The organism is Candidatus Avelusimicrobium luingense (genome assembly GCF_902757105.1).
GTDB lineage: Bacteria > Elusimicrobiota > Elusimicrobia > Elusimicrobiales > Elusimicrobiaceae > Avelusimicrobium > Avelusimicrobium luingense.
This window is the reverse complement of record NZ_CACVTK010000001.1, coordinates 118207-139147: the sequence shown is the minus strand read 5'-3', so window position 1 is coordinate 139147 and position 20941 is coordinate 118207. Positions and strand designations below refer to the sequence as shown.

22 protein-coding genes and 4 tRNA genes are annotated in these 20941 nt (G+C 43.8%); 12 read left to right on the top strand and 14 right to left on the bottom strand.

Annotated elements, in window-relative coordinates; all coding sequences use genetic code 11:
• From ACQY3H_RS00690 to ACQY3H_RS00675, 4 genes are all read left to right on the top strand, one after another.
• Positions 1-1629, top strand: coding sequence for a class I adenylate-forming enzyme family protein (locus ACQY3H_RS00690; protein WP_428073819.1), 1629 nt, complete (start codon positions 1-3; stop codon positions 1627-1629).
• Positions 1622-3148, top strand: a complete 1527-nt coding sequence (locus tag ACQY3H_RS00685; protein ID WP_428073817.1) for a CCA tRNA nucleotidyltransferase — start codon at positions 1622-1624, stop codon at positions 3146-3148. The genes ACQY3H_RS00690 and ACQY3H_RS00685 overlap by 8 nt, the downstream gene beginning before the upstream one ends.
• 58 nt (positions 3149-3206) lie before the next feature.
• Positions 3207-3277: transfer RNA gene (locus tag ACQY3H_RS00680), tRNA-Gly, on the top strand.
• A 19-nt stretch (positions 3278-3296) separates the two neighbouring features.
• Positions 3297-3926, top strand: coding sequence for a hypothetical protein (locus tag ACQY3H_RS00675; RefSeq protein WP_428073815.1), 630 nt, complete (start codon positions 3297-3299; stop codon positions 3924-3926).
• 64 nt (positions 3927-3990) lie between these two features.
• On the opposite strand, the gene ACQY3H_RS00670 is transcribed toward ACQY3H_RS00675, so the two are convergent.
• Together ACQY3H_RS00670 and ACQY3H_RS00665 are read right to left on the bottom strand one after the other, a co-directional pair.
• On the bottom strand, positions 3991-4464 hold the full coding sequence (locus tag ACQY3H_RS00670; RefSeq protein WP_428073813.1) for a type IV pilin protein: 474 nt from the start codon (positions 4462-4464) through the stop codon (positions 3991-3993).
• A gap of 196 nt (positions 4465-4660) precedes the next feature.
• The gene (locus tag ACQY3H_RS00665; RefSeq protein ID WP_428073811.1) at positions 4661-5269 is read right to left on the bottom strand and encodes a LexA family protein; all 609 of its coding nucleotides are present in this window, start codon (positions 5267-5269) and stop codon (positions 4661-4663) included.
• Between the two features lie 160 nt (positions 5270-5429).
• Here ACQY3H_RS00665 and ACQY3H_RS00660 point away from each other — a divergent pair, with 160 nt between their 5' ends.
• Positions 5430-6047: a flavodoxin family protein gene (locus ACQY3H_RS00660; protein WP_428073809.1), complete on the top strand. Its 618-nt coding sequence runs from the start codon at positions 5430-5432 to the stop codon at positions 6045-6047.
• Between the two features lie 68 nt (positions 6048-6115).
• Here the strand turns inward: ACQY3H_RS00660 and ACQY3H_RS00655 are convergent, their stop codons facing one another.
• From ACQY3H_RS00655 to cdd, 4 genes are all read right to left on the bottom strand, one after another.
• On the bottom strand, positions 6116-6439 hold the full coding sequence (locus ACQY3H_RS00655; RefSeq protein WP_428073807.1) for a hypothetical protein: 324 nt from the start codon (positions 6437-6439) through the stop codon (positions 6116-6118).
• A 130-nt stretch (positions 6440-6569) separates the two neighbouring features.
• Positions 6570-8036: a hypothetical protein gene (locus ACQY3H_RS00650; protein ID WP_428073805.1), complete on the bottom strand. Its 1467-nt coding sequence runs from the start codon at positions 8034-8036 to the stop codon at positions 6570-6572.
• A gap of 136 nt (positions 8037-8172) precedes the next feature.
• Positions 8173-9150 carry a UDP-glucose 4-epimerase GalE gene (gene galE, locus ACQY3H_RS00645; RefSeq protein ID WP_428073803.1) on the bottom strand — a complete coding sequence of 326 codons (978 nt, stop codon included), beginning with the start codon at positions 9148-9150 and terminating at the stop codon, positions 8173-8175.
• Positions 9151-9582, bottom strand: coding sequence for a cytidine deaminase (gene cdd, locus ACQY3H_RS00640; RefSeq protein ID WP_428073801.1), 432 nt, complete (start codon positions 9580-9582; stop codon positions 9151-9153).
• A 78-nt stretch (positions 9583-9660) separates the two neighbouring features.
• Here cdd and ACQY3H_RS00635 point away from each other — a divergent pair, with 78 nt between their 5' ends.
• Complete coding sequence (locus ACQY3H_RS00635; RefSeq protein WP_428073799.1) at positions 9661-10260, top strand: GDSL-type esterase/lipase family protein; 600 nt, start codon at positions 9661-9663, stop codon at positions 10258-10260.
• Positions 10261-10336: 76 nt separating this feature from the next.
• On the opposite strand, the gene rimO is transcribed toward ACQY3H_RS00635, so the two are convergent.
• Complete coding sequence (rimO, locus tag ACQY3H_RS00630; RefSeq protein ID WP_428073797.1) at positions 10337-11620, bottom strand: 30S ribosomal protein S12 methylthiotransferase RimO; 1284 nt, start codon at positions 11618-11620, stop codon at positions 10337-10339.
• Position 11621: 1 nt separating this feature from the next.
• Positions 11622-12995, bottom strand: a complete 1374-nt coding sequence (locus ACQY3H_RS00625; RefSeq protein WP_428073795.1) for a TrkH family potassium uptake protein — start codon at positions 12993-12995, stop codon at positions 11622-11624.
• A gap of 115 nt (positions 12996-13110) precedes the next feature.
• Here ACQY3H_RS00625 and ACQY3H_RS00620 point away from each other — a divergent pair, with 115 nt between their 5' ends.
• Together ACQY3H_RS00620 and ACQY3H_RS00615 are read left to right on the top strand one after the other, a co-directional pair.
• Positions 13111-13569 (top strand): hypothetical protein, encoded by a 459-nt coding sequence (locus ACQY3H_RS00620; protein ID WP_428073793.1) that lies wholly within the window; start codon positions 13111-13113, stop codon positions 13567-13569.
• Positions 13570-13717: 148 nt separating this feature from the next.
• Complete coding sequence (locus ACQY3H_RS00615) at positions 13718-14260, top strand: type IV pilin protein (RefSeq protein ID WP_428073791.1); 543 nt, start codon at positions 13718-13720, stop codon at positions 14258-14260.
• 65 nt (positions 14261-14325) lie between these two features.
• On the opposite strand, the gene ACQY3H_RS00610 is transcribed toward ACQY3H_RS00615, so the two are convergent.
• Positions 14326-14400: transfer RNA gene (locus ACQY3H_RS00610), tRNA-Asn, on the bottom strand.
• A 134-nt stretch (positions 14401-14534) separates the two neighbouring features.
• Between ACQY3H_RS00610 and ACQY3H_RS00605 the strand changes: the two genes are divergently transcribed.
• Entirely contained in the window at positions 14535-15494 is a 960-nt protein-coding gene (locus ACQY3H_RS00605; protein ID WP_428073787.1) for a DnaJ C-terminal domain-containing protein, read from the top strand.
• 7 nt (positions 15495-15501) lie between these two features.
• Here ACQY3H_RS00605 and ACQY3H_RS00600 read toward each other — a convergent pair whose 3' ends face one another.
• Complete coding sequence (locus ACQY3H_RS00600) at positions 15502-16710, bottom strand: hypothetical protein (protein ID WP_428073785.1); 1209 nt, start codon at positions 16708-16710, stop codon at positions 15502-15504.
• A 179-nt stretch (positions 16711-16889) separates the two neighbouring features.
• On the opposite strand from ACQY3H_RS00600, the gene ACQY3H_RS00595 reads away from it, so the two are divergent.
• Complete coding sequence (locus tag ACQY3H_RS00595) at positions 16890-17738, top strand: alpha/beta hydrolase (protein WP_428073783.1); 849 nt, start codon at positions 16890-16892, stop codon at positions 17736-17738.
• Positions 17739-17742: 4 nt separating this feature from the next.
• Positions 17743-18348, top strand: a complete 606-nt coding sequence (locus tag ACQY3H_RS00590; protein ID WP_428073781.1) for a DNA-3-methyladenine glycosylase I — start codon at positions 17743-17745, stop codon at positions 18346-18348.
• Here the strand turns inward: ACQY3H_RS00590 and ACQY3H_RS00585 are convergent.
• The 4 genes from ACQY3H_RS00585 to ACQY3H_RS00570 all read right to left on the bottom strand — a co-directional run bounded on the left by ACQY3H_RS00585 (position 18345) and on the right by ACQY3H_RS00570 (position 20261).
• Positions 18345-19610, bottom strand: a complete 1266-nt coding sequence (locus tag ACQY3H_RS00585; RefSeq protein WP_428073779.1) for a permease — start codon at positions 19608-19610, stop codon at positions 18345-18347. The genes ACQY3H_RS00590 and ACQY3H_RS00585 overlap by 4 nt on opposite strands.
• An 80-nt stretch (positions 19611-19690) precedes the next feature.
• Positions 19691-19766, bottom strand: a tRNA-Pro gene (locus ACQY3H_RS00580).
• A 40-nt stretch (positions 19767-19806) separates the two neighbouring features.
• Positions 19807-19881, bottom strand: a tRNA-Pro gene (locus ACQY3H_RS00575).
• A gap of 38 nt (positions 19882-19919) precedes the next feature.
• A complete protein-coding gene (locus tag ACQY3H_RS00570; protein WP_428073777.1) occupies positions 19920-20261 on the bottom strand; it encodes a MerR family transcriptional regulator in 342 nt (113 codons plus the stop codon).
• Positions 20262-20383: 122 nt separating this feature from the next.
• On the opposite strand from ACQY3H_RS00570, the gene ACQY3H_RS00565 reads away from it, so the two are divergent.
• Positions 20384-20902 carry a type IV pilin protein gene (locus tag ACQY3H_RS00565; RefSeq protein WP_428073775.1) on the top strand — a complete coding sequence of 173 codons (519 nt, stop codon included), beginning with the start codon at positions 20384-20386 and terminating at the stop codon, positions 20900-20902.
• Positions 20903-20941: the final 39 nt, after the last annotated feature.

The following is a 20941-nucleotide window of genomic DNA, read 5'->3' as shown; positions in this document are numbered from 1 at the left end:
ATGATTCGTCGCAAAGATTTATATACTTCACTCGCAGACAGTGCGTTCCGTTTTCCGGATAGAATTGCCTTGGTGGAAGCCGGTAGCGGTAAAAAGGTTTCTTATCATGAACTCTTAATGAAAGTAGATCGCGCTGCCGATATGTTTTTTGAGCATGGTATCCGCAAAGGTGATCGCGTAGGTATTGTTCACCGCAATGCGATTGATACCGTCATCGCTAACTATGGGTTATATAAATTGGGCGCGGTCAGTATCCCGATAAACTTCATGGTTACTAAACAAGAAGAGATTCAATTTATTTTGAATAACGCCGGAGCCAAAGCGGTAGTTACTCAAGCCGAATTCTTGCGACATTATGTAAAGGCTGCACCGAGTACCCCTACGGTAAACTATATTTTTACGACGGACGAAGTACCTTCTTCCGCGGCCGGATGTGATAAAGTGCAACTCTTTTGGGAACAAATTGAAAAATCTACGTTCCACGATGAAACCTCTGCTCCACAAGCCGAATTGGACGATTTGGCCTTTATCTTATACACTTCCGGTACGACGGGGCTACCCAAAGGGGCGATGATTTCCCACGGGAATTTAGCTTCTAACGTTATTTCCTGTGCACAAATTTTTAAGATTAACGACAACGACGTTTTCTTGTGCTTGTTGCCTATGTTCCACTCTTTTGCGTGGACGACCTGTGTGGTTATCCCGCTTTATTTAGGGCTTAAAGTGGTGGTGGTAGCCAATGTAATGCCGGCCAGTAAATGGTTAGGGGCCATGGGCTCGGAAAACGTTACTTTGATGTTGGCTGTTCCGCAGATTTATGCGGTACTTTCTAAAGAAGCCAAAGGGCTCAAACAATTATACTTGCGTTTCTGGCCGTTCAAAAACATCCGTTTCTGTGTATCGGGTGCGGCACCGCTTACGCAAGAAATCAAAGACCGCTTTGAGCAAAAATTTAACGTACCGATATTGGAAGGATATGGCTTAACCGAAACGAGCCCGGTGGTCAGTGTGAACACCGAAGAACTGCAAAAAATCAAATCGGTCGGCCCGGCTATTCCGGCAGTCAGCACGATTGTAGTGGACGACAACGGAAATGAAGTGCCTCGCAATCACGAAGGCGAACTCTGCGTCAAGGGGCCCAATGTGTTCCGCGGATATTGGGGCAACGAAGCGGCTTCGCGCGATGCTTTTACCGAGGACGGTTGGTTCAAAACCGGGGATATCGTGGAAGTAGATGATGACGGATTTATCTTCATCAAAGACCGCAAGAAAGACATGATTATTATTAAAGGGCTTAAAGTATTCTCCGCCCAAGTGGAAGCCATTATTTGCGAACACCCGGCTATTGAAGAATGTGCTATTATTGGCGTGCCGGACGGTCGCGGCGGTGAATTTATTAAATTATATGCCGTTAAAAAAGAAGGCGTGGAACTGAACGAAAAAGAATTTCGTATGTTCCTAAAAACCCACTTGGACAATTATAAACGTCCGCGTGATTTTGAATTTTTAGAAGAACTGCCCAAAAATGCTCTTCGCAAAGTGCTAAAACGCGAACTTCGCAAAGACGCCGTCGCCAAATTGGCGGCGCGTACAGCCGCTGCTCCCGCGGCAGAGGAAAGCGTTGAGTAGTCCGTCCCGCGTTTCTACATTGGCGCGGGTGTTGGCTGACTGTGTCCCACAGGCTTATTATGTGGGGGGAATTGTACGCAGTAGCCTGCTCAAACGGCAATCTACCGATATTGATTTGACCTTACCGCCCGAAGATGTAAAACCGGCGGCTCTTGTTTTGGCTAAAAAATTAAAAGCCGCTGTGTTTGAAATGGACGCTGAGTACGGCGTGTGGCGGCTTGTTACCCATAAGGATAAAATTCAAATTGATTTAACCGCCTATCAGGGGAAAGACTTAAAGGCCGATCTGCTCCGGCGTGATTTTGCGTTTAATGCGCTTGCGTATCCTGTTACCGCGCTGCCGCAAATTGAAATTACTCCGCAAAAAAATGCGAATGCCAAAATTTTACTCAAACGCTTGCAACGAAAAAAAATAGTGGATTTTGCCGGTGGTCTTGACGACGTAAAACATAAAATTATTCGGCATACAAACCCTCGCGTGTTTGCAGAAGATCCTTTGCGTATGTTGCGGGCGTTTCGGTCGGCGGCGGAACTCAATTTTACCATTTGTCCGGCGACGCTTAAACTGATTAAAAAGCATGCAGCTCTGATTAACCAACCGGCAGGTGAGCGTATCCACGAAGAATTGACGCGGTTATTTAATACATCTAAAGCGTATGAAAATTTTGTTTTAATGGACCGGTGCGGGTTGCTTACGGCTTTGTTTCCCGAACTTATTCCGCAACGTTCATGTGCCGAAGTCTATTACGGAAAAGGCGGCGTATTAAAACATACGCTGTTGGTGCTTAAACGCATTGAATATCTGTTAGACCATTTAGATACGGCTTTCCCCAAATATGCACGCCGCTTGCAAGAAATGACGCACCAAAAACCGCTTTTTAAAATGACGGCACTATTACACGATATTGCCAAACCGGCTACGGCCCGGATGAAAGACGGACGGTTGCGGTTTTTTTATCACGAACAACGCGGGGCTAAAATGGCGCGAAGTGTGTTGGAGCGTTTGCATTATAGCCGGCCCGATATGCGTTTAATCGGGGCGATGATCGGCGAGCATTTGCGTCCGAGCAATTTGGCGAGTAACGATTTTATTACCGATAAAGGGGCGTATCATTTTTTCCGCGATTTGGGTGACGCTGCGGTGCCTATGTTGTTTTTGTGTTGGGCCGATTACACCAGTTATGTTACCGATGCGCAACTGCGTCGCATATTGCCTCATAGCGACGAGTCTTTAATGAGTTTGGCCCGCGCACAAAAAAAAGAGGCTGTCGGAAAAACACTTCGCCATTTACAAGTTCTTTCATTACTTTTTAGTAAATTTTTTGAGCATCCGCGTGTGGTGCGTCCGTCGCGTATTATTACCGGGCGTGATGTGATGGATGCGTTGAATATTCCGTCCAGCCCCAAAATCGGCGAGATTTTAGAAGCAGTTGCCGTAGCACAGGTGGAAGGGAAAGTGCAATCGAAAGAAGATGCACTTGCATTTATTCGCAACCTAGTTAATACGGAAAATAAATAGTTGTATGCAAGGGGATAACTTTGCTACAATAAAGAAGCATTAAGACGTTTACGTTCACGCGGGCGTGGTTCAATGGTAGAATGGAAGCTTCCCAAGCTTTAGACGAGGGTTCGATTCCCTTCGCCCGCTTTTTTTAATCAGGATAATTATGGAAAAAGAAGACCTTGATTTAGACGTAAAACCTGCCGGAAATAAAGACCTTTGGCTATTTTTAATTGTTATAGACATGGTGTTGTTATGCGTGTTTGGTTTTTTTGTGTATCAACGCTTGTCTAATAGTGTTTTTCACACTTCGGGTACGCAAGATGGCGTAGCCGTGGAAGAAGAAGTCGTCCAAGAAGTAGCGCCGGAAAGCGAAGTCATTTCCGTTGCTGCCGAGCCGGAAATTGTCACGCCGGTAGTCGTTCAAGAAGAAGCGGTGGTGGAAATAAAGCCTGCGCCGCAACCGGAAATTAAACCGGTAGAGACGATTGTACAAGAAGTTATTACAGAAGAAGCCCCCGCCGAGAAAAAAGTAAGTGTAACCGTAACGGCCAATGCCAAAAGCAAATACCGCCGCGTAACATTCAGATGGTTCGGCGAAGGTAAAAAAGTGCAGATTGTCAGCGGGTTCACGATGTCTAAACCGCAAGCGCTTACCAAAAAAGGCGACCATTGGGAAACAACGCTTTCTATCTTGCCCGGAACGTATAAGTTCTTATACATTATTGACGGTGTGAACCAGAAAGACCCGTACAGCCCGGAAAAAGACGGACGCTCCGTAGTGATAATCGATTAAGTATTTTTAGATTAAGATAAAATAACAGGCCCTAACGAACGTTAGGGCCTGTTGTTATGAAAAACTAATTCAACACATAAACATTGTTGTTAGCATTTCTCCCGACGAGTGTTCCAAATAATTTACAGGTTTTTTCACCCCGGGGATTGTGCGCGTAGCAGTATGTTTTTCCGGGCGTTAGAAATTCATCACTCGATATTGCGTTGTCATATACGAAGTAAATACGCGGCGCACCGTCCAGATAGTTCCATCGAGAATACATACATATATGTGTCACATAAGAGTCAATAGCGTATTCGCTGCGAAAGGAAGCCGGAATTTCTATATCTAAATCGTCCAAAGTTGTTGTATATTCGCCCGCTGCTAGATAGTATCTTTCTTCGGCATCTTTTACGGCACGGCCCATTTCTATTAACTCGGTGTATTTTGCTTTATCCACCGCGGCTTGATACTTCGGCAGAGCTACCGACGCCAAAATCCCGATAATTAACACAACTACTAATAACTCAATCAACGTAAATGCTTGATTATTTTTCATAAGGATATCCTCGTTTTTTTGGATTTCTATAAATAGTATTGTATCTTATTAAGGAAAATTTTTCAGCCCGACGATAAAAACTTGTACTAAATAATAACATTATGACGGAAAAATTAAAACCGGAGTCGCAAAAGCGGCCCCGGTTGAGGTTACAACTAACTGCATTAGGTGCGCTAATGCAATTTTTCAGGAAGATTTAACACGAGAAGTTACGCTTAATGATACTTCGCACAATCCCTTCCACGTGGAAAGAAGTTTTATCGGCCACAATGGGCGTATAATGCGGGTTTTCCGATTGCAAAATGACATTATCACCGTCTTTCGTGAACCGTTTTACAAGTACTTCGCCGTTATTGACACATACCACTACATCTTTGTTTTTCGGTTGGCGGCTTTGTTCTACAATCAGCCAATCTTTGGGGGAAATTAAATTTTCCATAGAATCACCCTTGGCTTCTACCATAAATCCTTTGCAGGCCGGAAAATAAATCATACTCGGGTCCACCGGCACAATACGTGTGGGTGTTCCGTCTAAAATCGTTCCTTCCGGGCCGCATTTGGCCATGCCGTACATTTTAAGATACACCACATTCTTTTCCGGATCTTTCAAAATCATATAGTCGCGCGGATTAGACGGGTTTCGTTTCAAAAAACCTTTCTTTTCCAATTGTTTAATGTGATGAAAAACTACACTTTTGGCGCTGACGTCCAACTGTTCGGCCAGTTCTTCCATCGTCAACGGATCGGCAATATGCGATTTCAAAATTTCCAATAATTTTTCTTGTTTGGGGTGCAGTGTTTTCATAACGCTCCTGTATAACTTTTGTTTTTGTTCTATAATCTGTTCTATAATTTTTTGCAACAAAAATCAAGCATATTTGGCAAAATGCCTAAAAAATAACTATTTTTCAACTTGCATGTTTTCAGTTTTTCTTGCTACAATTTAGAAAATTTAGGAGGTACTTATGAAAGTATTATTACTTAACGGTAGCCCGCATGCTTCAGGGAATACGGCACTTGCACTCGCCCAAATGGAAGATGTGTTTTTACAAGAAGGCGTAAAAAGTGAAGTTATCCACGTTGGTAATCAAGCCGTGCGCGGTTGCGTGGCGTGTTACAGATGCGCTAAAACAGGCAAATGCGTGTTTGATGATATCGTCAATAAAATCGCCCCTAAATTTCGTCGTGCAAACGGTTTGGTGGTAGCCAGCCCCGTTTATTATGCCTCGGCCAATTCTACGCTGATGGCGGTATTAGACCGTTTGTTTTTCAGTACGCGTTTTGATAAGTCTATGAAAGTCGGTGCGGCGCTAACGGTAGGACGGCGCGGTGGACTTTCTACGGCGTTTGATCAACTCAATAAATACTTTATGATTAGCGGTATGCCGATTGCCACCGGGCAATATTGGAACTGTGCTCACGGGCAAAAACCCGGCGAAATCTTGCAGGATGAAGAAGGTTTGCAAATTATGCGCACGTTAGCACGTAATATGGCGTTTTTGATGAAATCCGTGGCGCTTGGTAAAGAGGCGTACGGCGTGCCTGAACGCGAAGATTTTATCGCTACAAACTTTGTACGGTAAAAAGATAATTTGGATAAAAAAACTCCGGTACATTTATACATGCACCGGAGTTTTTATATGAAATTGAGTTAGTATTTTCGGTGTTGTTCCCAATTCCAGGCAGTTTGGATTATGCGGGTTAAATCATACTGCGGTTTCCCTTTCTCATCCACCACCTTGCTATCACCAAACCACTTCTTAAATTCAGGCGAGTTGGTATCTGCCTTACCGTTCTTGTCGTATTTGATATCTTGGAATAGAGTGTCAGATTGTTCGAAAGTATCAATAGTAGGTTTTATATAAAACTCTCCATCTGACTCCTTGACATTTCTCAACATTTCAGTTATGCTAATAATATCAGCGTTACCGCTTTCCGTGTCTGAAATTATGGCACTTGCGGTACGCTGATTCATTTCCAATATAACATCATACAAATCGCTAGACATATCAAAAGATTGTTTTTTACTATTGTGTAGGGCAGATATCCTAACTGTGTAGACATTCTCTCCTACACGTATAGGAACATAAAATCTAAACAACTTATCATAATCCTTTTTGACGGATTTGGTGGTTCACTTGGGGAACTATATATCTTAATTCCCGGTCTTGCAACATGGGTTGGTAGAAATTTTTTTCATAATTGCGTAATAAAACCAATTGCGTTTCCAAGGTCTTTTTTAAATACTGGAAAGTTGCATGATAAGAAGGAGTTAAACTGCACTGTTTATCCTGTATATTGTTTTCGCGGATTGCATACAGTCCATTGGGGGAAACCATGTAGGTATATAGGTTTGATCCCATAGTAATGCGTAATTCGTAATTTCCTTTTTTGAAGGTTTTATCCCACTCTATGGAGATGAGCCCATTTCTGCTATGTGTCCTATATGTGACGGACACTCTTTTTAGTTGGAAATCTTCAAAGTTTACCTGCGTGGTTTGTTGATCTTTGCTCATAGCAAATCCCCATGTTTTGGCATATGGAAGCGGAAAGTGATAAGTAGGAGTTTCCTGAGCAGTTCCTCGACGGTTGCAGAAAATTTGCAATTCCTGGGTAGTATAGTTAATAGAGAAATCTAAAGTGGCGCGACGTCTTTTGGGGGAACACAAGTTACCCCAACCTGTATCGGAATGGACTTGCATGAGCCAATTAGTGTATGGGTCGCGTTTCTGTTTATCATGAGCCCCGATCCGAAACAAAGGTAACAGATTATTGTCCAAGAATTGCATATCCGGCTCCGTAAGGACAACCGGTTGGGCATTTTGATAGCGCATGGAAGAACTCGCACATAAACTTTTCCAACCTCGTTGGGCCCGGGGAGAAAACTTGCCGTCCCGTTGATATAGGCGTAAATCTAAGAAATTGATAAAGCCATCCGCATCGTCGCAGGAGATGTGCCTCTCCTCCAGTGAATTCCCTATTAACAGATCCATGGCACTGCCTTTATGGGGTCCGGTAGAGTAGCCGGGTGCAGCATTGTCCGGCCCGTATTGGTCGGCCAGACCGAAGTAATGCCCGGCCTCGTGAAGCAAAGCGGTACCTAGATGTATTTTGTTCAATTGTCTATCGGCGGAACGTATGGATTCGTTGAAACAAATAGAGGATCGGTTTTTATGTCTGCGATCATGGGCCAGAAATCCTCCTGCCCCGTCTTCACTTGCTTTACAAACATACCAGTAATTATCAAAAGGGTCCTGTTCTACGAGTGTAAGATTTCGCTTTAGTAAAGGGATAATGTCTTTAAATTCTTGTGTCCGTTGATTTTGTTCAATGAGGTTTAACACTTCCAGTGGCCACTGACGTAACGATTGGGCAAATATCTTCTTTTCTTCCATGGAAATATCTTTTGAAACGGCATAACGGAGAGGCGTTCCGTTTAAAAGGAAATCCATAGCGTATGTATGGTCATGAACTGCATCTTGCAAAACTCCATACGGGTCCTCTGCATGAGCTTTTACGCTAAGCATACATAGCATGACAAAACAGCTGATAGCGCAACAAATCCGTTTCATAAGTTTCTCTCTCTTAATTGTAGTATGGGTAGGAAAGAGAGACCTTTCAAGGGCCTAAAGGCCCAAGATGTTTCTAGGTCCAAAAGCTGGAAGATATGATGGAACGGACAGCGAAAGCGGTGTTACAACAGGTAAATCAATATTTCCTATTCTTTTCCCAATTCCAGGCGGTTTGGATCATGCGGGTTAAATCATACTGCGGTTTCCACCCTAACAGTCGTTCGGCTTTGGACGAATCGGCCACCAATACGGCGGGATCTCCGGCGCGGCGGGGGGCGTTCTTTACCATAAAATCTACACCGGTAATCTTTTTTGCTTCGTGAATAATCTGCGCTACGCTATATCCGTTGCCGCTACCTAAATTAAACCGTTCGCTCACGTTATCTTTTTCCATTTTTTCAAGGGCCAAGATATGCGCGCGGGCCAAATCGTTCACGTGGACGTAATCGCGGATACAGGTGCCGTCGGGCGTGGGATAGTCGGTCCCGAAAATTCGGATATATTCGCGCTTGCCGGCGGCGGCTTGTAATACAAGCGGAATTAAATGCGTTTCGGGGGAGTGCGACTCGCCAATATCGCCGGAGTCGTCTGCCCCGCACGCATTAAAATAACGAAGCGCCGTAGATTTTAAACCGTAAGCCGTATCAAAATCTTCCAACATTTTTTCGGTCATCCATTTGCTTTTCCCGTAGGGGTTTATGGGATTTTTAGGGTGATTTTCGTCTATTTTTTCTTTGACCGGTTCACCGAAAATAGCGGCAGTGGATGAGAAAATAAAATAAGCGATTTTATTTTCCGCCATCGCCTCTAATAAATACCGCACATGAGTGGTATTGTTTTGAAAATACATTTCGGGTTTTTTAACGCTTTCGCCCACGTCAATAAAAGCGGCAAAGTGCATTACCGCATCAATATGATAACGGTTAAAAATTTTCGTCAGCAGAGGTTTATCTTGCAGATTTCCCTGTTCAAAAGGAACATGAGACACGGCTTCTCGGTGGCCTTTAGATAAATTATCTAATACAACGGGGGTATATCCTTGCGCGGACAATGCACGCACTACATGCGAACCGATATATCCCGCCCCACCAATGACCAATATGTTTTTTAGCATTTATTTTTCCGTGAATTTTTCAAAAGGAAAAGGCATCAGTTCTTTGAATTTTTTGCAATAACAAGTCCGTTTTTTACCGTCTAAAACGGCAATATATACGGGGGTATCGGGGGCTAAAAATTCACTCATCACTTGGCGGCATGCTCCGCAAGGTGAGTTGAATTTTAGACCCGCTATTTTTTGAGTAACCAGCGCCAAGGCCTTAAAACGGCGGTGCCCCGTACCGACGGCCGCAAAAAGAGCGTTGCGTTCTGCGCAGACAGTTAAGCCATAGGAAGAATTTTCTATATTCGTGCCGGAAAAAATTTTTCCGTCGTCTGTCAGCACGGCTGCCCCTACCTTAAAGTGTGAATAGGGCGAGTAAGAATTTTCCCGTGCCGCTTGGGCCGCATCTAATAAAGTAGTTGGTTGTGATTTGGTTATCGTCGTCATATTTCTATTTTATAATATAGTAAATAAAAGTCAAACTTGTTTTTTTTAGTATTTGCCAAGTGTGTTATAATAAAAAGTATGAAAAAGATAGTTTGGGGGATACTGATCATGGGCGTGTTGTGGTGGTTTTGGCCTACGCAAGCAACTGTAAAAAATGCGGGCAAACCTGTGCAAACGATTGTGGCTTTCGGCGATAGTTTAACGGCGGGTTACGGCGCGGGCGGCGTGCAAAATTCGTATCCGGCGGTATTGGAACGATTAAGCGGCAAGCGGGTGGTGAATTTAGGGTTAAACGGTGATACCGCCGATAATGCGCCGACAAGATTGCCGGATGTATTAGCCGAAAACCCCGATATGGTGCTGATTGAATTTGGTGCGAACGACCGTATCCGCGGTGGAAGTGTGGAACGCGCCGCGCAAGCCGTTGCGCAAATGGTGGACGAAGTACAAGCCGCCGGAGCAATTGCCGTGGTGGTAGATACGGGCGGCCCGCAGATGGGGGAATATACGCGTTTGTATAAAAAACTGGCCAAAGAAAAACAAGCGGTTTTTGTACCGGGGATCATACGGGGTATTTTTAATAAACGCAATTTGAAATCGGATATGATTCATCCCAATGCGGCGGGGTATCAAATTGTCGCCGAGCGCGTGTATAAGGAAATCAAACCGTATTTGTAAAATTTTAATAAGAGATCATAAAACGCACAAAACAAAAGTTTTGTGCGTTTTTATTTTAAGTGAACTAAATTTTTAATTATTTCACCGGCTCTACTTCGCGCTCATACCCTTGCGCGGCAACGACACGCGCTTTGAAAATACTACCCGCTTTGACCGGACGCGTAAATGTTACTTTCCCGTCAATATCCGGTGCGTCTTTGTAAGTGCGGCCGAAATCTTTTCCGTCGGCAATCGCTTCCAGTGTGGTACCGATTAAACGCTTGTTTATTCGGTCAATTACGCGGCTTTGTACTTCTTCTAATTCGCGGGAGCGTTCGTGTTTAACGGCGGCGGAAATTTGTTTCATCTCATACGCCGCAGTTCCTTTTTCGCGGAAATATTCAAATACGCCCATATTGTCAAATTCATATTCGGCTACAAACTTTTTAAGTTCGTTAAAATCTTTTTGTGTTTCGCCGGGGAAGCCGACAATAAAATTCGTGCGTAGCGAAATATCCGGCACTTCTTTTTTGAGCATATCAAGTGTGCGGCGGATTTGTGCCCCGTCACAATGGCGGTTCATCCGCTTTAATACCGGATCGGCGATGTGTTGCAAGGGGATATCTACATAATGGAAAATTTTATCCGTACTTGCCATCAGCCGCGCAATTTCGCGCGTCATACGGTGCGGATAGGCGTACATAATGCGTAAGCGTTTGAGTCCGCGGATTTTGAGCAGTTTTTCCAAGAGCGGCAAAAATTGTACTTTACCGTATAAGTCCATTCCGTACGACGTAGTATCTTGCGCAATAAGTGAAATTTCTTGTACGCCGTTTTGGCTCATTAGCCGCGCTTCCCGTACGATATCTTCCATAGGTTTAGAGCGGTACGGCCCGCGGATAAACGGAATCGTGCAGTAAGCACAGCGGTTATTGCACCCGTCGGCGATTTTTAAGTACGCCGTATGCGGGGCGGTTAAACTCATTTTATAATGAGGCAAATACAAAGACGACGGCAACGGCTCTAACAACGTCCCGCGCGTTTTAAGTGCCTTTTCAATTTGTTCTTGTGCGCCGATAGAAAATAACGTGTCAATTTCCGGAAATTCTTTGGCTACTTGCTCTTTGAAACGTTCCACCAAACATCCTGTGACCGCTACTTTTTTAACAAGGCCTTTTCGTTTGAGTTCCAGTGCGTGGCGTATTTCGTCTTTGGCTTCTTGGACGGCTGAGGCAATAAAGCCGCACGTGTTGATGATAATTTCGTCGGACTCATCCGGCGAGAAAACCATTTGGTGTCCGTTTGCAATTAACCGGGCGGAAAATTCTTCGCTATTGGTTAAATTTTTAGGACAGCCCAAACTAATCAAGTAAAATTTCATATTAAACCGCCAAATCTTCGGTAGGTTTTGCCGGGGCGGTTTCATCTTCATCTTCGTCGTGGCTTAATAAGGCTACGCCAAAGGTCAGCACACCGATACGTCCGATAATCATCGTGCCGATAATAATAAGTTTGCCCATGACAGATAATGCCGGCGTAATACCGGTAGAAAGACCGCTTGTGCTCAGCGCTGCCGCCGATTCAAACACTAAATTTAAAAAGGGTAAATCTTCCGTCCATGTCAGTAAGAATATACTGGTGAGTAAAAACATCGTATATAAAAGGAAAGTGGATGTGGCCGCATATAAACGCATGAGCGGCAAACGTCGGCCTAATACTTGGACGCGGTTACGCAGTTGTAAGCGTGTGTACATAATGGCTACCACGCTAAAAAAGGCCGTTAATTTCATACCGCCCGCCGTGCCGGACGGAGCCCCGCCGATACTCATTAGCATAATCATAGCCAGTAACGAGCACGATGACAAAAGCCCTACATTAACGGTATGGAACCCCGCTGTTGTTATAGTGGAAATGGACAGGAAACACGCTTCCCAAATCGTCAACCCCGGCGATGTAACAAATAAAATCATAGTGCCAAAGGCTACAAGTAAAAACGTGGCAATGACAATCATTTTAGTTGTCAGCGAAATAGATAACGTCTTGCGGCGGATAAAATTAAATACATCTGTAACGACGATAAACCCCATGGATCCCGCTAACGTCAAGCATGAAATAACTATATTGATAGTTTTACTGTCTACAAAGTTTTCCAGACCATTAGGCCACAAGGCGTATCCCGCCGTACAAAACGCCGAAATACTATGAAAAACGCTGTACCATAATGCATTTAGAACGGTATAATCATGATGCCGGAAATAATTGAATAAAAATACTGCGCCAATACTTTCGGCAATAATGGTAAATATAAATGCAGAGTGTAAAAAGGAAGTGAGTTCCAAGTTTTTGGGCAAGGAAATTTCTGCTGATAATTTTTCTTGTTGACGGTGGCGCAATTTGTGCCGTTGCGAAAAGGAAAGATACACAAATGATGAAAACGTCATGTAGCCGATTCCGCCGATTTGAATTAAAATTAATACGACGAGTTTCCCCAGAAAAGAAAATGAATCGGCAAAATTGACCGTTTGAAGTCCGGCGGTAGAAACGGCTGCGGCGGCTGTAAATAATTTATCTAATAGAGAGACTTTCGTGGTTGTCATAAAAGGTAAAGCCAACAGGATTGTCCCCAGTAATGTATAAGAAAGCACCGTCTGCGCGATATTTTGGTGCGGCGTCAGATGCAAAAGAAAAACAGAATATTTATGCAGGGTAAGTTTTATAAATTCCTGCGTTTTTGTCCAAAATTCTTTACGATTCATACTCTCTATATTATATAAAAATGTGTTTTATGTATATAGTGGAAAAAAATAGTGCAATAAACTTTTGGCGCGGTGGGTTTTAATAGCGTAGGGGAAAAAAATAGGAGGTACTTGTATGAAAAAAATACTGTTATTATTACCCGCCGGATTTTTGTTGGGCGGTTGTATGGCGACGGTTTCTCCCGCCGGAGAAGTGGAGACTGCCTATCTGGCACCGGCGGTGGAAGTCGTCCCGGCTGTTACAACGGTGGTAGATGTGACGCCGGTTTATACGGGAATTATTGTGCCGCGGCCGCCTCGTTATGCCCATGCTGTTCACCCGCGGTCTCATCATTTCCGTCCGGCTCCCGCGCCGCGTCCGTTAGTTAGACCTGTCCCGCCAGCCAGACCACACCATGCTACCGGTCATCAGGCGCGGCCGCTAGCCAAACCAAACGCTCCGGTTAAACCGAATATGGTGTCCGGGCAGCCGCAAATAGTCCGTCCGGCAAGACAGCAGCACGATAATCACGTGTCCCATAGTGATGGCCCGGGGCATAGACAAACAGTTAGCCCTGCTCGTGCCGCCAAATAATAATAAGTAAGCCTATTTCTGCCCTGTATTATGTGAAGTAACATAATACAGGGCAGATTTTATGAACGGTATTTGGGAAAAATTTTACTTGACATGGGTTTTTTGCTATATTTATTTATTGAAATGCGTTGACAAAAAAGGAGCAAAAATGAAAAAACAAATGTCAAATTGTTTGGGCGGATTTACACTGATTGAATTATTAGTGGTTGTTTTAATTATCGGCATTTTGGCTAGCGTGGCTTTACCGCAATATGAAAAGGCGGTTATGAAAAGCCGTTTCTCTACGCTGATGGCTACGACGGATGCTATTGCGGAAGCGGAAGAAGTCTATTATATGGCCAACGGAGAATATACCGAAGATTTTGAAGCCTTGCCGGTGGAACCGACGGGATGTACATTGTCGGCTGATAAAACAACCTGTACGTATCCATGGGGAAAGTGCACGTTAGATATAGACATAGACGGGTCGGCTGTTTGTGCTAACACGCAAACACTGAATAACGGATATGCGCGGTTTTTCCAACATAGCCATTATTCTTCTTTTGGTCCGCGGTCTTGTTATTCGTTTTCTTCGGATATGCAAAGTAAATATACCAAACTGTGCGCCCAAATGGGCGGCACGAAAGTGTCCGATTATTCGGGAACAAGTTGTTTGCCGTCTCACGGACATTGTCACGTCTATCGGTTGTAAGCGGTATAAAAATAGTAAAGATTTGAAAACAAAAAACCATCCGCAAAATGCGGATGGTTTTTTAATGGCTCCCCGAGTAGGACTCGAACCTACAACCTACCGGTTAACAGCCGGTCGCTCCACCATTGAGCTATCGGGGAATAAATTGTTTTTCTGACTACATAATTATTATAGTAAATCATTTTTGTTTTGTAAATCTCTTTTTTAATAATTTTTATTTTTTTAGATTAACAAATAAAATTATATAATGGTATCAGTTAAGGGGGGAAACTATATGGCAGCTTATAAAGATTACTACAAAATTTTAGGTGTTAATAAAAACGCTTCTGATGCCGAAATCAAAAAGGCATTTAAGTCTATGGCACGCAAATATCATCCGGATATGCACCCGGAAAACGAAAAAGCCACCTGGACGGAAAAATTCAAAGATCTCAACGAGGCCTATACTGTTTTGTCCGATAAACAAAAACGTACTATTTACGATCAAGTCGGCGAAGAAGGATACCAAAATTACGCTCGCGGGGGCGGCACGTCCCGTCCGCGCGGTGGGGCTAACCCGTATCAGAATTATCAACAATATACGTATAACGGCGGACAAGGGTTTGGCGGGTTTCAAAACGGATCGTCGCATTTTTCCGGTGGATTTTCCGGCGGAGATTTTAGTGATTTCTTTCAAAGTATTTTTGGTGGTATGGGCGGCTTTGGCGGGTTTGGAAATAATTTCGGACGCAGCACCGCTTCGGGCCAATCGGCCGGCGATGTAGAAGCCGAACTGGCGCTTAATTTGGAAGATGCTCACCGCGGCGGCAATATGCAGATGACACTTCCCAGCGGACGTACGGTTACCGTTAAGTTGCCTGCCGGAGTCAGCGAAGGGAAAAAAATTAAACTGAAAGGGATGGGCAATCCAACCCGAAACGGACAAGGCGATTTGTATTTAATTGTTAAAATTCGGCCGCATGCGATGTACCGTTTGGAAGGGGAAGATTTGTATATTCCCGTTACTGTTATGCCGTGGACGGCAGCACTGGGCGGCACCATTTTTGTACCGACGTTGGACGGCCCTATCAAAGTGAAAGTTCCGGCCGGAACGCATAGCGGTAAAAAACTGAAATTAAGCGGCAAAGGGTTAAGCGCAAAAGGCAGTTTGTATGTTACGCTGACGATAGATATTCCGCGCACTATGACGCGCGAGCAAAAAGATTTGTTTACACGGTTAGCGCAAACCGAATAGAAATATTCTACGGGATAGTATATTCTATTTCGTAGGAACCGTTTCGCCCGCGAAATTTAAAGATAACTATATCGTTGCTGTGAAATTCCGCACCTATAAAGGCACGCTCTGTTTCTTCATGCGAGAACCGATAGGGAAAATGATGCAAATCGCGTGTAAATAAGGCCTTGCCGTCCCGCATTAACGTCATGTCTTCCAAGCGAACCGTATAGGGAATTTGAGTAATGGTTTTTCCTAAAAAATTAACATTTCGTAACGTCGTATTATCATAGACAATAACCGGTAACACGTCATTTAGGTCAATGGCGTAACTGACCGGAAGTTGTTGGGCGGCGACAGGATCAACCAACCCGGCAAAAATACCTACGACGCCGATTTTCCCGTTTATTTCTTGTACTATGGGTGAGCCGCAATATCCGCTCAACCCTAACGGCTCGGTTGGGGATGCTCCGGGAAGCGCATGTGTCATGTGTAACGTAAGACCGTCTTTGGCAAGTAAATGCCGTTGTATAGGAATAAAATCGTCATGTTGACTTTCCGGTGCTACAAAGCCAAAGGAATATAACGGGGCGTTCGTATGCAATGGGATAACATCTAATGCAATTACTTGATCTTGCCATTGTTCCGGAATGCGAATCAGTGAAATATCGGCTTCGTGATAACCGGAATTGCCCGCTTTTTCTACCATTCCTACAAAACTTACTTCTGTATTATCTTTCAACCGCAATTTGACAATACGTTCATTTCCTTCTTTTCCGCCGACGTGAAAGGATAACGCCACCCAGTTGGTATCGGCGTAATGGAGAATGAATCCGTTGGCAAGAAGTTTCTGATGGTTTGGTAAATAAATTCGTGTCAAGGAGGGGGAAATTATGTGACTGATATTTCCGGGAACTTGTGTTAAACTGGCTAACTTAATTTGTTTGCTTAAGGGGATGCGCCATAAATCACTACTGTTCGGATTGGCGTTCTCCGGGTTAAAACGCAGTTGTATTTCCTGCGGTGTCGGAATAGATAACGAAACAGGAACGTACTCTATTCCTCCCGGTAGATTGTACCAATCTCCCAACAGATTTTTCTGAAGAAGGGGTAATTGATAAGAAGTAACTGCCTTATATATTTGTTCCCCGGCTTTTACGGTTTCAGAGGGAACCTGGGCGGCAACATGGAAAACCCCCAACAATAAGATAGTCGCAATCATGTAAATTCGTTTCATAATTATATTGTCTGATTTTTATAAGATATACCACAAGGGCCAAAAGGCCCATATAGGACTAGGACTTTAAACCCTGATGTGGTGATATCCCAAGCGCATTTCAAAAAAACAAATTCTATCGGGTTTTAGTATAATAACGTTATCAAAATCAAGAGTATATTCGCCTTAAGGAGAAAATAATGCGCAAATTATTATTTGCGGTAATCGCCGCGTGTGTAGGTTTAACCGGATGCGCTACGGCGCAAGCCCGCCAAGAAATGACGTTGCCGGGAGCCAACGGTAAATTGGCCGCTGTATTAGAAGCCCCCAACCATCAACAAAAAACATATCCGCTGGTCATTATTTTGCATGGTTTTAATGCTAGTAAAGAAATGTATTTACTGACTGAACTGGCCGAGCAACTTCGCGCGCGCGGTATCGGTACGCTTATGTTTGATTTTAACGGACATGGGAAAAGCGACGGCTCTTTTTTGGATATGACCGTTTTGAACGAATTGGAAGATGCACGCAAAGTGTATGCGTATGCGAGTGAATTGCCACAAGTGTCGTCTGTATCTATGGTGGGACACTCTATGGGTGGCGTGGTAACGAGTATGTTAGCCGCCGAACTTGGCGAACAGAAAATCAAAGCGATTGCGCTGATGGCTCCGGCGGGGGAATTGCCGGACGATACATCTAAAGGCGATTTGTTTGGGGTGAGGTACGACCCTAAAAATGTGCCGGAATATATTACATTAGGAAACGGCTTAAAAGTGGGGCGTTCCTTTTTGGAAACGACGCAAGATTTGCCGATTTACGAAACTGCCGCTCGCTATACAGGCCCGGTGCTTATCGTGCATAGTGAAGATGACCAATTAGTCCCTTATAAATACGGGGTACGTTTTTTGGATTTTTATAAAAATGCACAGTTGGAAACCTTACACGGTATAGACCACAACGCTACCAAGCACGAAGCCGAAGTAGATAAAATTGTGGCCGACTTTTTTGCCGAGCAATTAACCGCCACAAAGAACAAGTCATACAACTAATTATATGGGTTATTGTAACAGTTGGTGGAAAACACAAGCCGATGAAATTTACCACAATACCGAGTGGGGGCGTCCACTCCACGACGACAAAAAACAGTTTGAGTTTTTAATGCTGGAAGTAATGCAATGTGGATTGTCGTGGCAGTTAATGCTTAAAAAACGTGCCGTTTTCCACTGCTGTTTTGAGGGCTTTGATTTTAATAAAGTGGCTCAATATACTTCCAAAGATATCCGGCGTATTTTACGCGTGCCGGATATGATTAAATCCGAGCGGAAAATCAAAGCCGTTATCCAAAACGCCCGGGCCTTTTTGCAAGTGCGAAAAGAGTTTGGCTCGTTTAGCAAATTCCTTTGGAGTTATACGAACGGAAAAACGATTCTCTATACAGGCCACGCGCGTGGCAAAGTTCCCGCGGCAAACGGGTTATCCGCCCGTATCAGTACAGACTTAAAAAAACGCGGTTTTACGTTTTTGGGGCCGACGACAGTTTATTCCCACTTGCAAGCATGCGGTATCATTAACGACCACAGCCAAGATTGTCCGCTTTTTAAGCAAATCAATACGCGCTATCCTACCATTCAAAAACCGCGCGATCATGAAATGTTTTAGGATATTCTTCCCTTAAATTCAAAGCCTACCGCTTCTACGGCAGATTTAATTTCTTCGTCGGTTGGATTTCCGGTAACATGGGCCGTTTCACTGCTTAAATCTACTGTCACTTCTTGGACAGAGGCAAGATGTTGAATGGCTTTAGTAGCCGTGTTCTTGCAGTGATTGCATCTCATCCCGCCGATTTTAAAAGAACAAGTCTCTCCTTGCGGCGTATGAGAAATAGTTTCTTGCTCATGTTCATGATTATGTTTGTGAAACCAAGTAGCGTTCACAAAAAGAAGGAGCAATATACACGAACAAATCACCTTAAAATAATAGAAATGTCCGCTATGATGTGCCATGGTGTTAAAATTGGAAACATCAAACCAACTGGCCGGTAAAAAATTGTCAATAATTAACCCCGAGCCGATGGCACCGATAATAAGTGTAATTAAATATAATACAAATGTTTTTCTCCCTAATACTTTACCTATAACTAACATAGAAGCCATGTTGGCTGCCGGGCCGGCCATCAATAAAACAAGGGCGGTGCCCGGGCTCATTCCTTTCATCATTAACGCTATGGCTATGGGGATAGATCCTGTTGCGCAAACGTACATCGGAATTGCCACCAGCAAGACTAATAACATGGTAAGGAACGTATTATTCCCAAATATCATAAAAAAGTCATCGGGAACAAAATAAGTGATTAAACCTGCCATGATTAACCCGAATAAAAGCATTTTGCCAATATCTTCCATCATTTCAACAAACCCATACTGAAATACTTGTTTTAATTTCTGGGCAAAAGAAAGTTTGACTTCTTGGGAGATAGCGGAGTTTTTAGGTAAGGCGGGGGGAGTGTCCTTCGCGGTAAAAATGCTGGTTGTGAGCCCCGCAAATACAGCGGTAACCAGGGCTACTATCGGGCGAATAATAGCAAAGGGTAACCCTAGTAAAGAATAGGTGGCGATGATAGAATCTATGCCGGTTTGCGGCGTGGCTATTAAAAAAGATACGACGGCGCCTTTGGAAGCCCCTTCTCTGTATATTGCCATAGCGGTAGGAATGACTCCGCAAGAGCATAAAGGGAGCGGAATGCCAAATAAGGTAGCATATAAAACGGACAGCCAATTATTTTTAGACAGATATTTTGAAAATAAATGTTGCGGGACGAGTACGTGTAATATGCCGGCAAACAAAAAACCAAGTAACAGATAAACTGACATGGCATTGAAGATGGAAAAGATAACGTAGGCGATTTCTTTGATAAATTCCATAAGCACTATTTCTCTTATAACGATTAGTTAATATACGTTATAAAATAAAAACCACCTTGCGGTGGCTTTTATTTTATAAATGGTCGGGGCGACTGGATTTGAACCAGCGACCTCACGGTCCCGAACCGTGCGCGCTACCATCTGCGCTACGCCCCGTAAATATTCGCCGAAAACCGGCGCAAATCAATTAGTCAAATGGTCGGGAAGGCGGGAATCGAACCCGCGATCTCTCGCACCCCAAGCGAGCGCTCTACCTCTGAGCCACTCCCCGAAACGGGTAACCGTTTTCGCGGCTACCTATATATTGTATCATTCTTTAAGCAAATCTTCCAGCGTTTCTTTAATTTCCGTCAGAAGTTTGGTGTCTGTTCGGGGGCGTTTTGCGTCATTTGCGCCCGGTAAATGATAGTGGCTGAGTTGTTTTTTTGCGCCTTCCAACGTCAGTTTATGTTTATAAATTAAATCTTTGATTTTCAAAATCGTATAAACATCTTCTTTAGTATAACGCCGATGGCCGCTTTCCAGCCGGATGGGGCGGATGAGTCCAAATTCACTTTCCCAATAGCGCACAGAGTACTCCGGCACGCCGGTAATACGCTTAACGTCGCCGATAGAAAAATAATCTTGTTGTTCTAATTCTTCCAGTCCCATAATAGGTATTATAGTATTTTTGGGCAAAGTAGTACGCTTGTCTTTTGGAAGACCGTTGACATTATTTTTCTTTTTTTTGTTAAATTATTCAGTCGGGTGAAATTACACGCAGGAGTATTGTTATGCAAAAACAAGCATGGGACCGTTTGGGTGGCTTCACGTTAATTGAATTATTAGTGGTTGTGCTGATTATCGGCATTTTGGCGGCGGTGGCGTTGCCAAAGTATCAATTTACTGTAGATAAAGCACGTGCTATGACGCATTACCAAAATATACAGGATATTATTAAAACGGAACAAATATATAAGATGGCAAACGGTGATTATACCGGCGATTTCGAATTGTTAGATGTGGATTGGACAAAAACATGTACACTCGCCGGGGCGGTCCATAGTGAATTGGTAAATTGTGCCGGCGGATTTGGGTTTCAAATGGCAAACCCCGCTGCTGTACCAACAGAAATTTGGTTACGTTGGTGTAAGGAAGAGACCGCCGTATGCTCAAGCAGTTATACGAACTATCATCTTTTAGTCAAGTTCTCCATGACGGATGGTTCTGTTATTTCTTGTGCCAGTCAAACCCCGCGCGGACAAAAATTGTGTAATTATTTTACGCAACAATTGGGTAACACGGCTTCATAAAAACATAAAGCAAAACCCCCGTCATTTTTGACGGGGGTT

Excerpts from the sequence above, each read along its gene's own strand:
- ACQY3H_RS00690 (WP_428073819.1), top strand. The coding sequence starts at position 1 with ATGATTCGTCGCAAAGATTTATATACTTCACTCGCAGACAGTGCGTTC.
- ACQY3H_RS00675 (WP_428073815.1), top strand. The coding sequence starts at position 3,297 with ATGGAAAAAGAAGACCTTGATTTAGACGTAAAACCTGCCGGAAATAAA.
- ACQY3H_RS00670 (WP_428073813.1), bottom strand. The coding sequence starts at position 4,464 with ATGAAAAATAATCAAGCATTTACGTTGATTGAGTTATTAGTAGTTGTG.
- ACQY3H_RS00665 (WP_428073811.1), bottom strand. The coding sequence starts at position 5,269 with ATGAAAACACTGCACCCCAAACAAGAAAAATTATTGGAAATTTTGAAA.
- ACQY3H_RS00660 (WP_428073809.1), top strand. The coding sequence starts at position 5,430 with ATGAAAGTATTATTACTTAACGGTAGCCCGCATGCTTCAGGGAATACG.
- ACQY3H_RS00655 (WP_428073807.1), bottom strand. The coding sequence starts at position 6,439 with ATGAATCAGCGTACCGCAAGTGCCATAATTTCAGACACGGAAAGCGGT.
- ACQY3H_RS00650 (WP_428073805.1), bottom strand. The coding sequence starts at position 8,036 with ATGAAACGGATTTGTTGCGCTATCAGCTGTTTTGTCATGCTATGTATG.
- galE (WP_428073803.1), bottom strand. The coding sequence starts at position 9,150 with ATGCTAAAAAACATATTGGTCATTGGTGGGGCGGGATATATCGGTTCG.
- cdd (WP_428073801.1), bottom strand. The coding sequence starts at position 9,582 with ATGACGACGATAACCAAATCACAACCAACTACTTTATTAGATGCGGCC.
- ACQY3H_RS00635 (WP_428073799.1), top strand. The coding sequence starts at position 9,661 with ATGAAAAAGATAGTTTGGGGGATACTGATCATGGGCGTGTTGTGGTGG.
- rimO (WP_428073797.1), bottom strand. The coding sequence starts at position 11,620 with ATGAAATTTTACTTGATTAGTTTGGGCTGTCCTAAAAATTTAACCAAT.
- ACQY3H_RS00625 (WP_428073795.1), bottom strand. The coding sequence starts at position 12,995 with ATGAATCGTAAAGAATTTTGGACAAAAACGCAGGAATTTATAAAACTT.
- ACQY3H_RS00620 (WP_428073793.1), top strand. The coding sequence starts at position 13,111 with ATGAAAAAAATACTGTTATTATTACCCGCCGGATTTTTGTTGGGCGGT.
- ACQY3H_RS00615 (WP_428073791.1), top strand. The coding sequence starts at position 13,718 with ATGAAAAAACAAATGTCAAATTGTTTGGGCGGATTTACACTGATTGAA.
- ACQY3H_RS00605 (WP_428073787.1), top strand. The coding sequence starts at position 14,535 with ATGGCAGCTTATAAAGATTACTACAAAATTTTAGGTGTTAATAAAAAC.
- ACQY3H_RS00600 (WP_428073785.1), bottom strand. The coding sequence starts at position 16,710 with ATGAAACGAATTTACATGATTGCGACTATCTTATTGTTGGGGGTTTTC.
- ACQY3H_RS00595 (WP_428073783.1), top strand. The coding sequence starts at position 16,890 with ATGCGCAAATTATTATTTGCGGTAATCGCCGCGTGTGTAGGTTTAACC.
- ACQY3H_RS00590 (WP_428073781.1), top strand. The coding sequence starts at position 17,743 with ATGGGTTATTGTAACAGTTGGTGGAAAACACAAGCCGATGAAATTTAC.
- ACQY3H_RS00585 (WP_428073779.1), bottom strand. The coding sequence starts at position 19,610 with ATGGAATTTATCAAAGAAATCGCCTACGTTATCTTTTCCATCTTCAAT.
- ACQY3H_RS00570 (WP_428073777.1), bottom strand. The coding sequence starts at position 20,261 with ATGGGACTGGAAGAATTAGAACAACAAGATTATTTTTCTATCGGCGAC.
- ACQY3H_RS00565 (WP_428073775.1), top strand. The coding sequence starts at position 20,384 with ATGCAAAAACAAGCATGGGACCGTTTGGGTGGCTTCACGTTAATTGAA.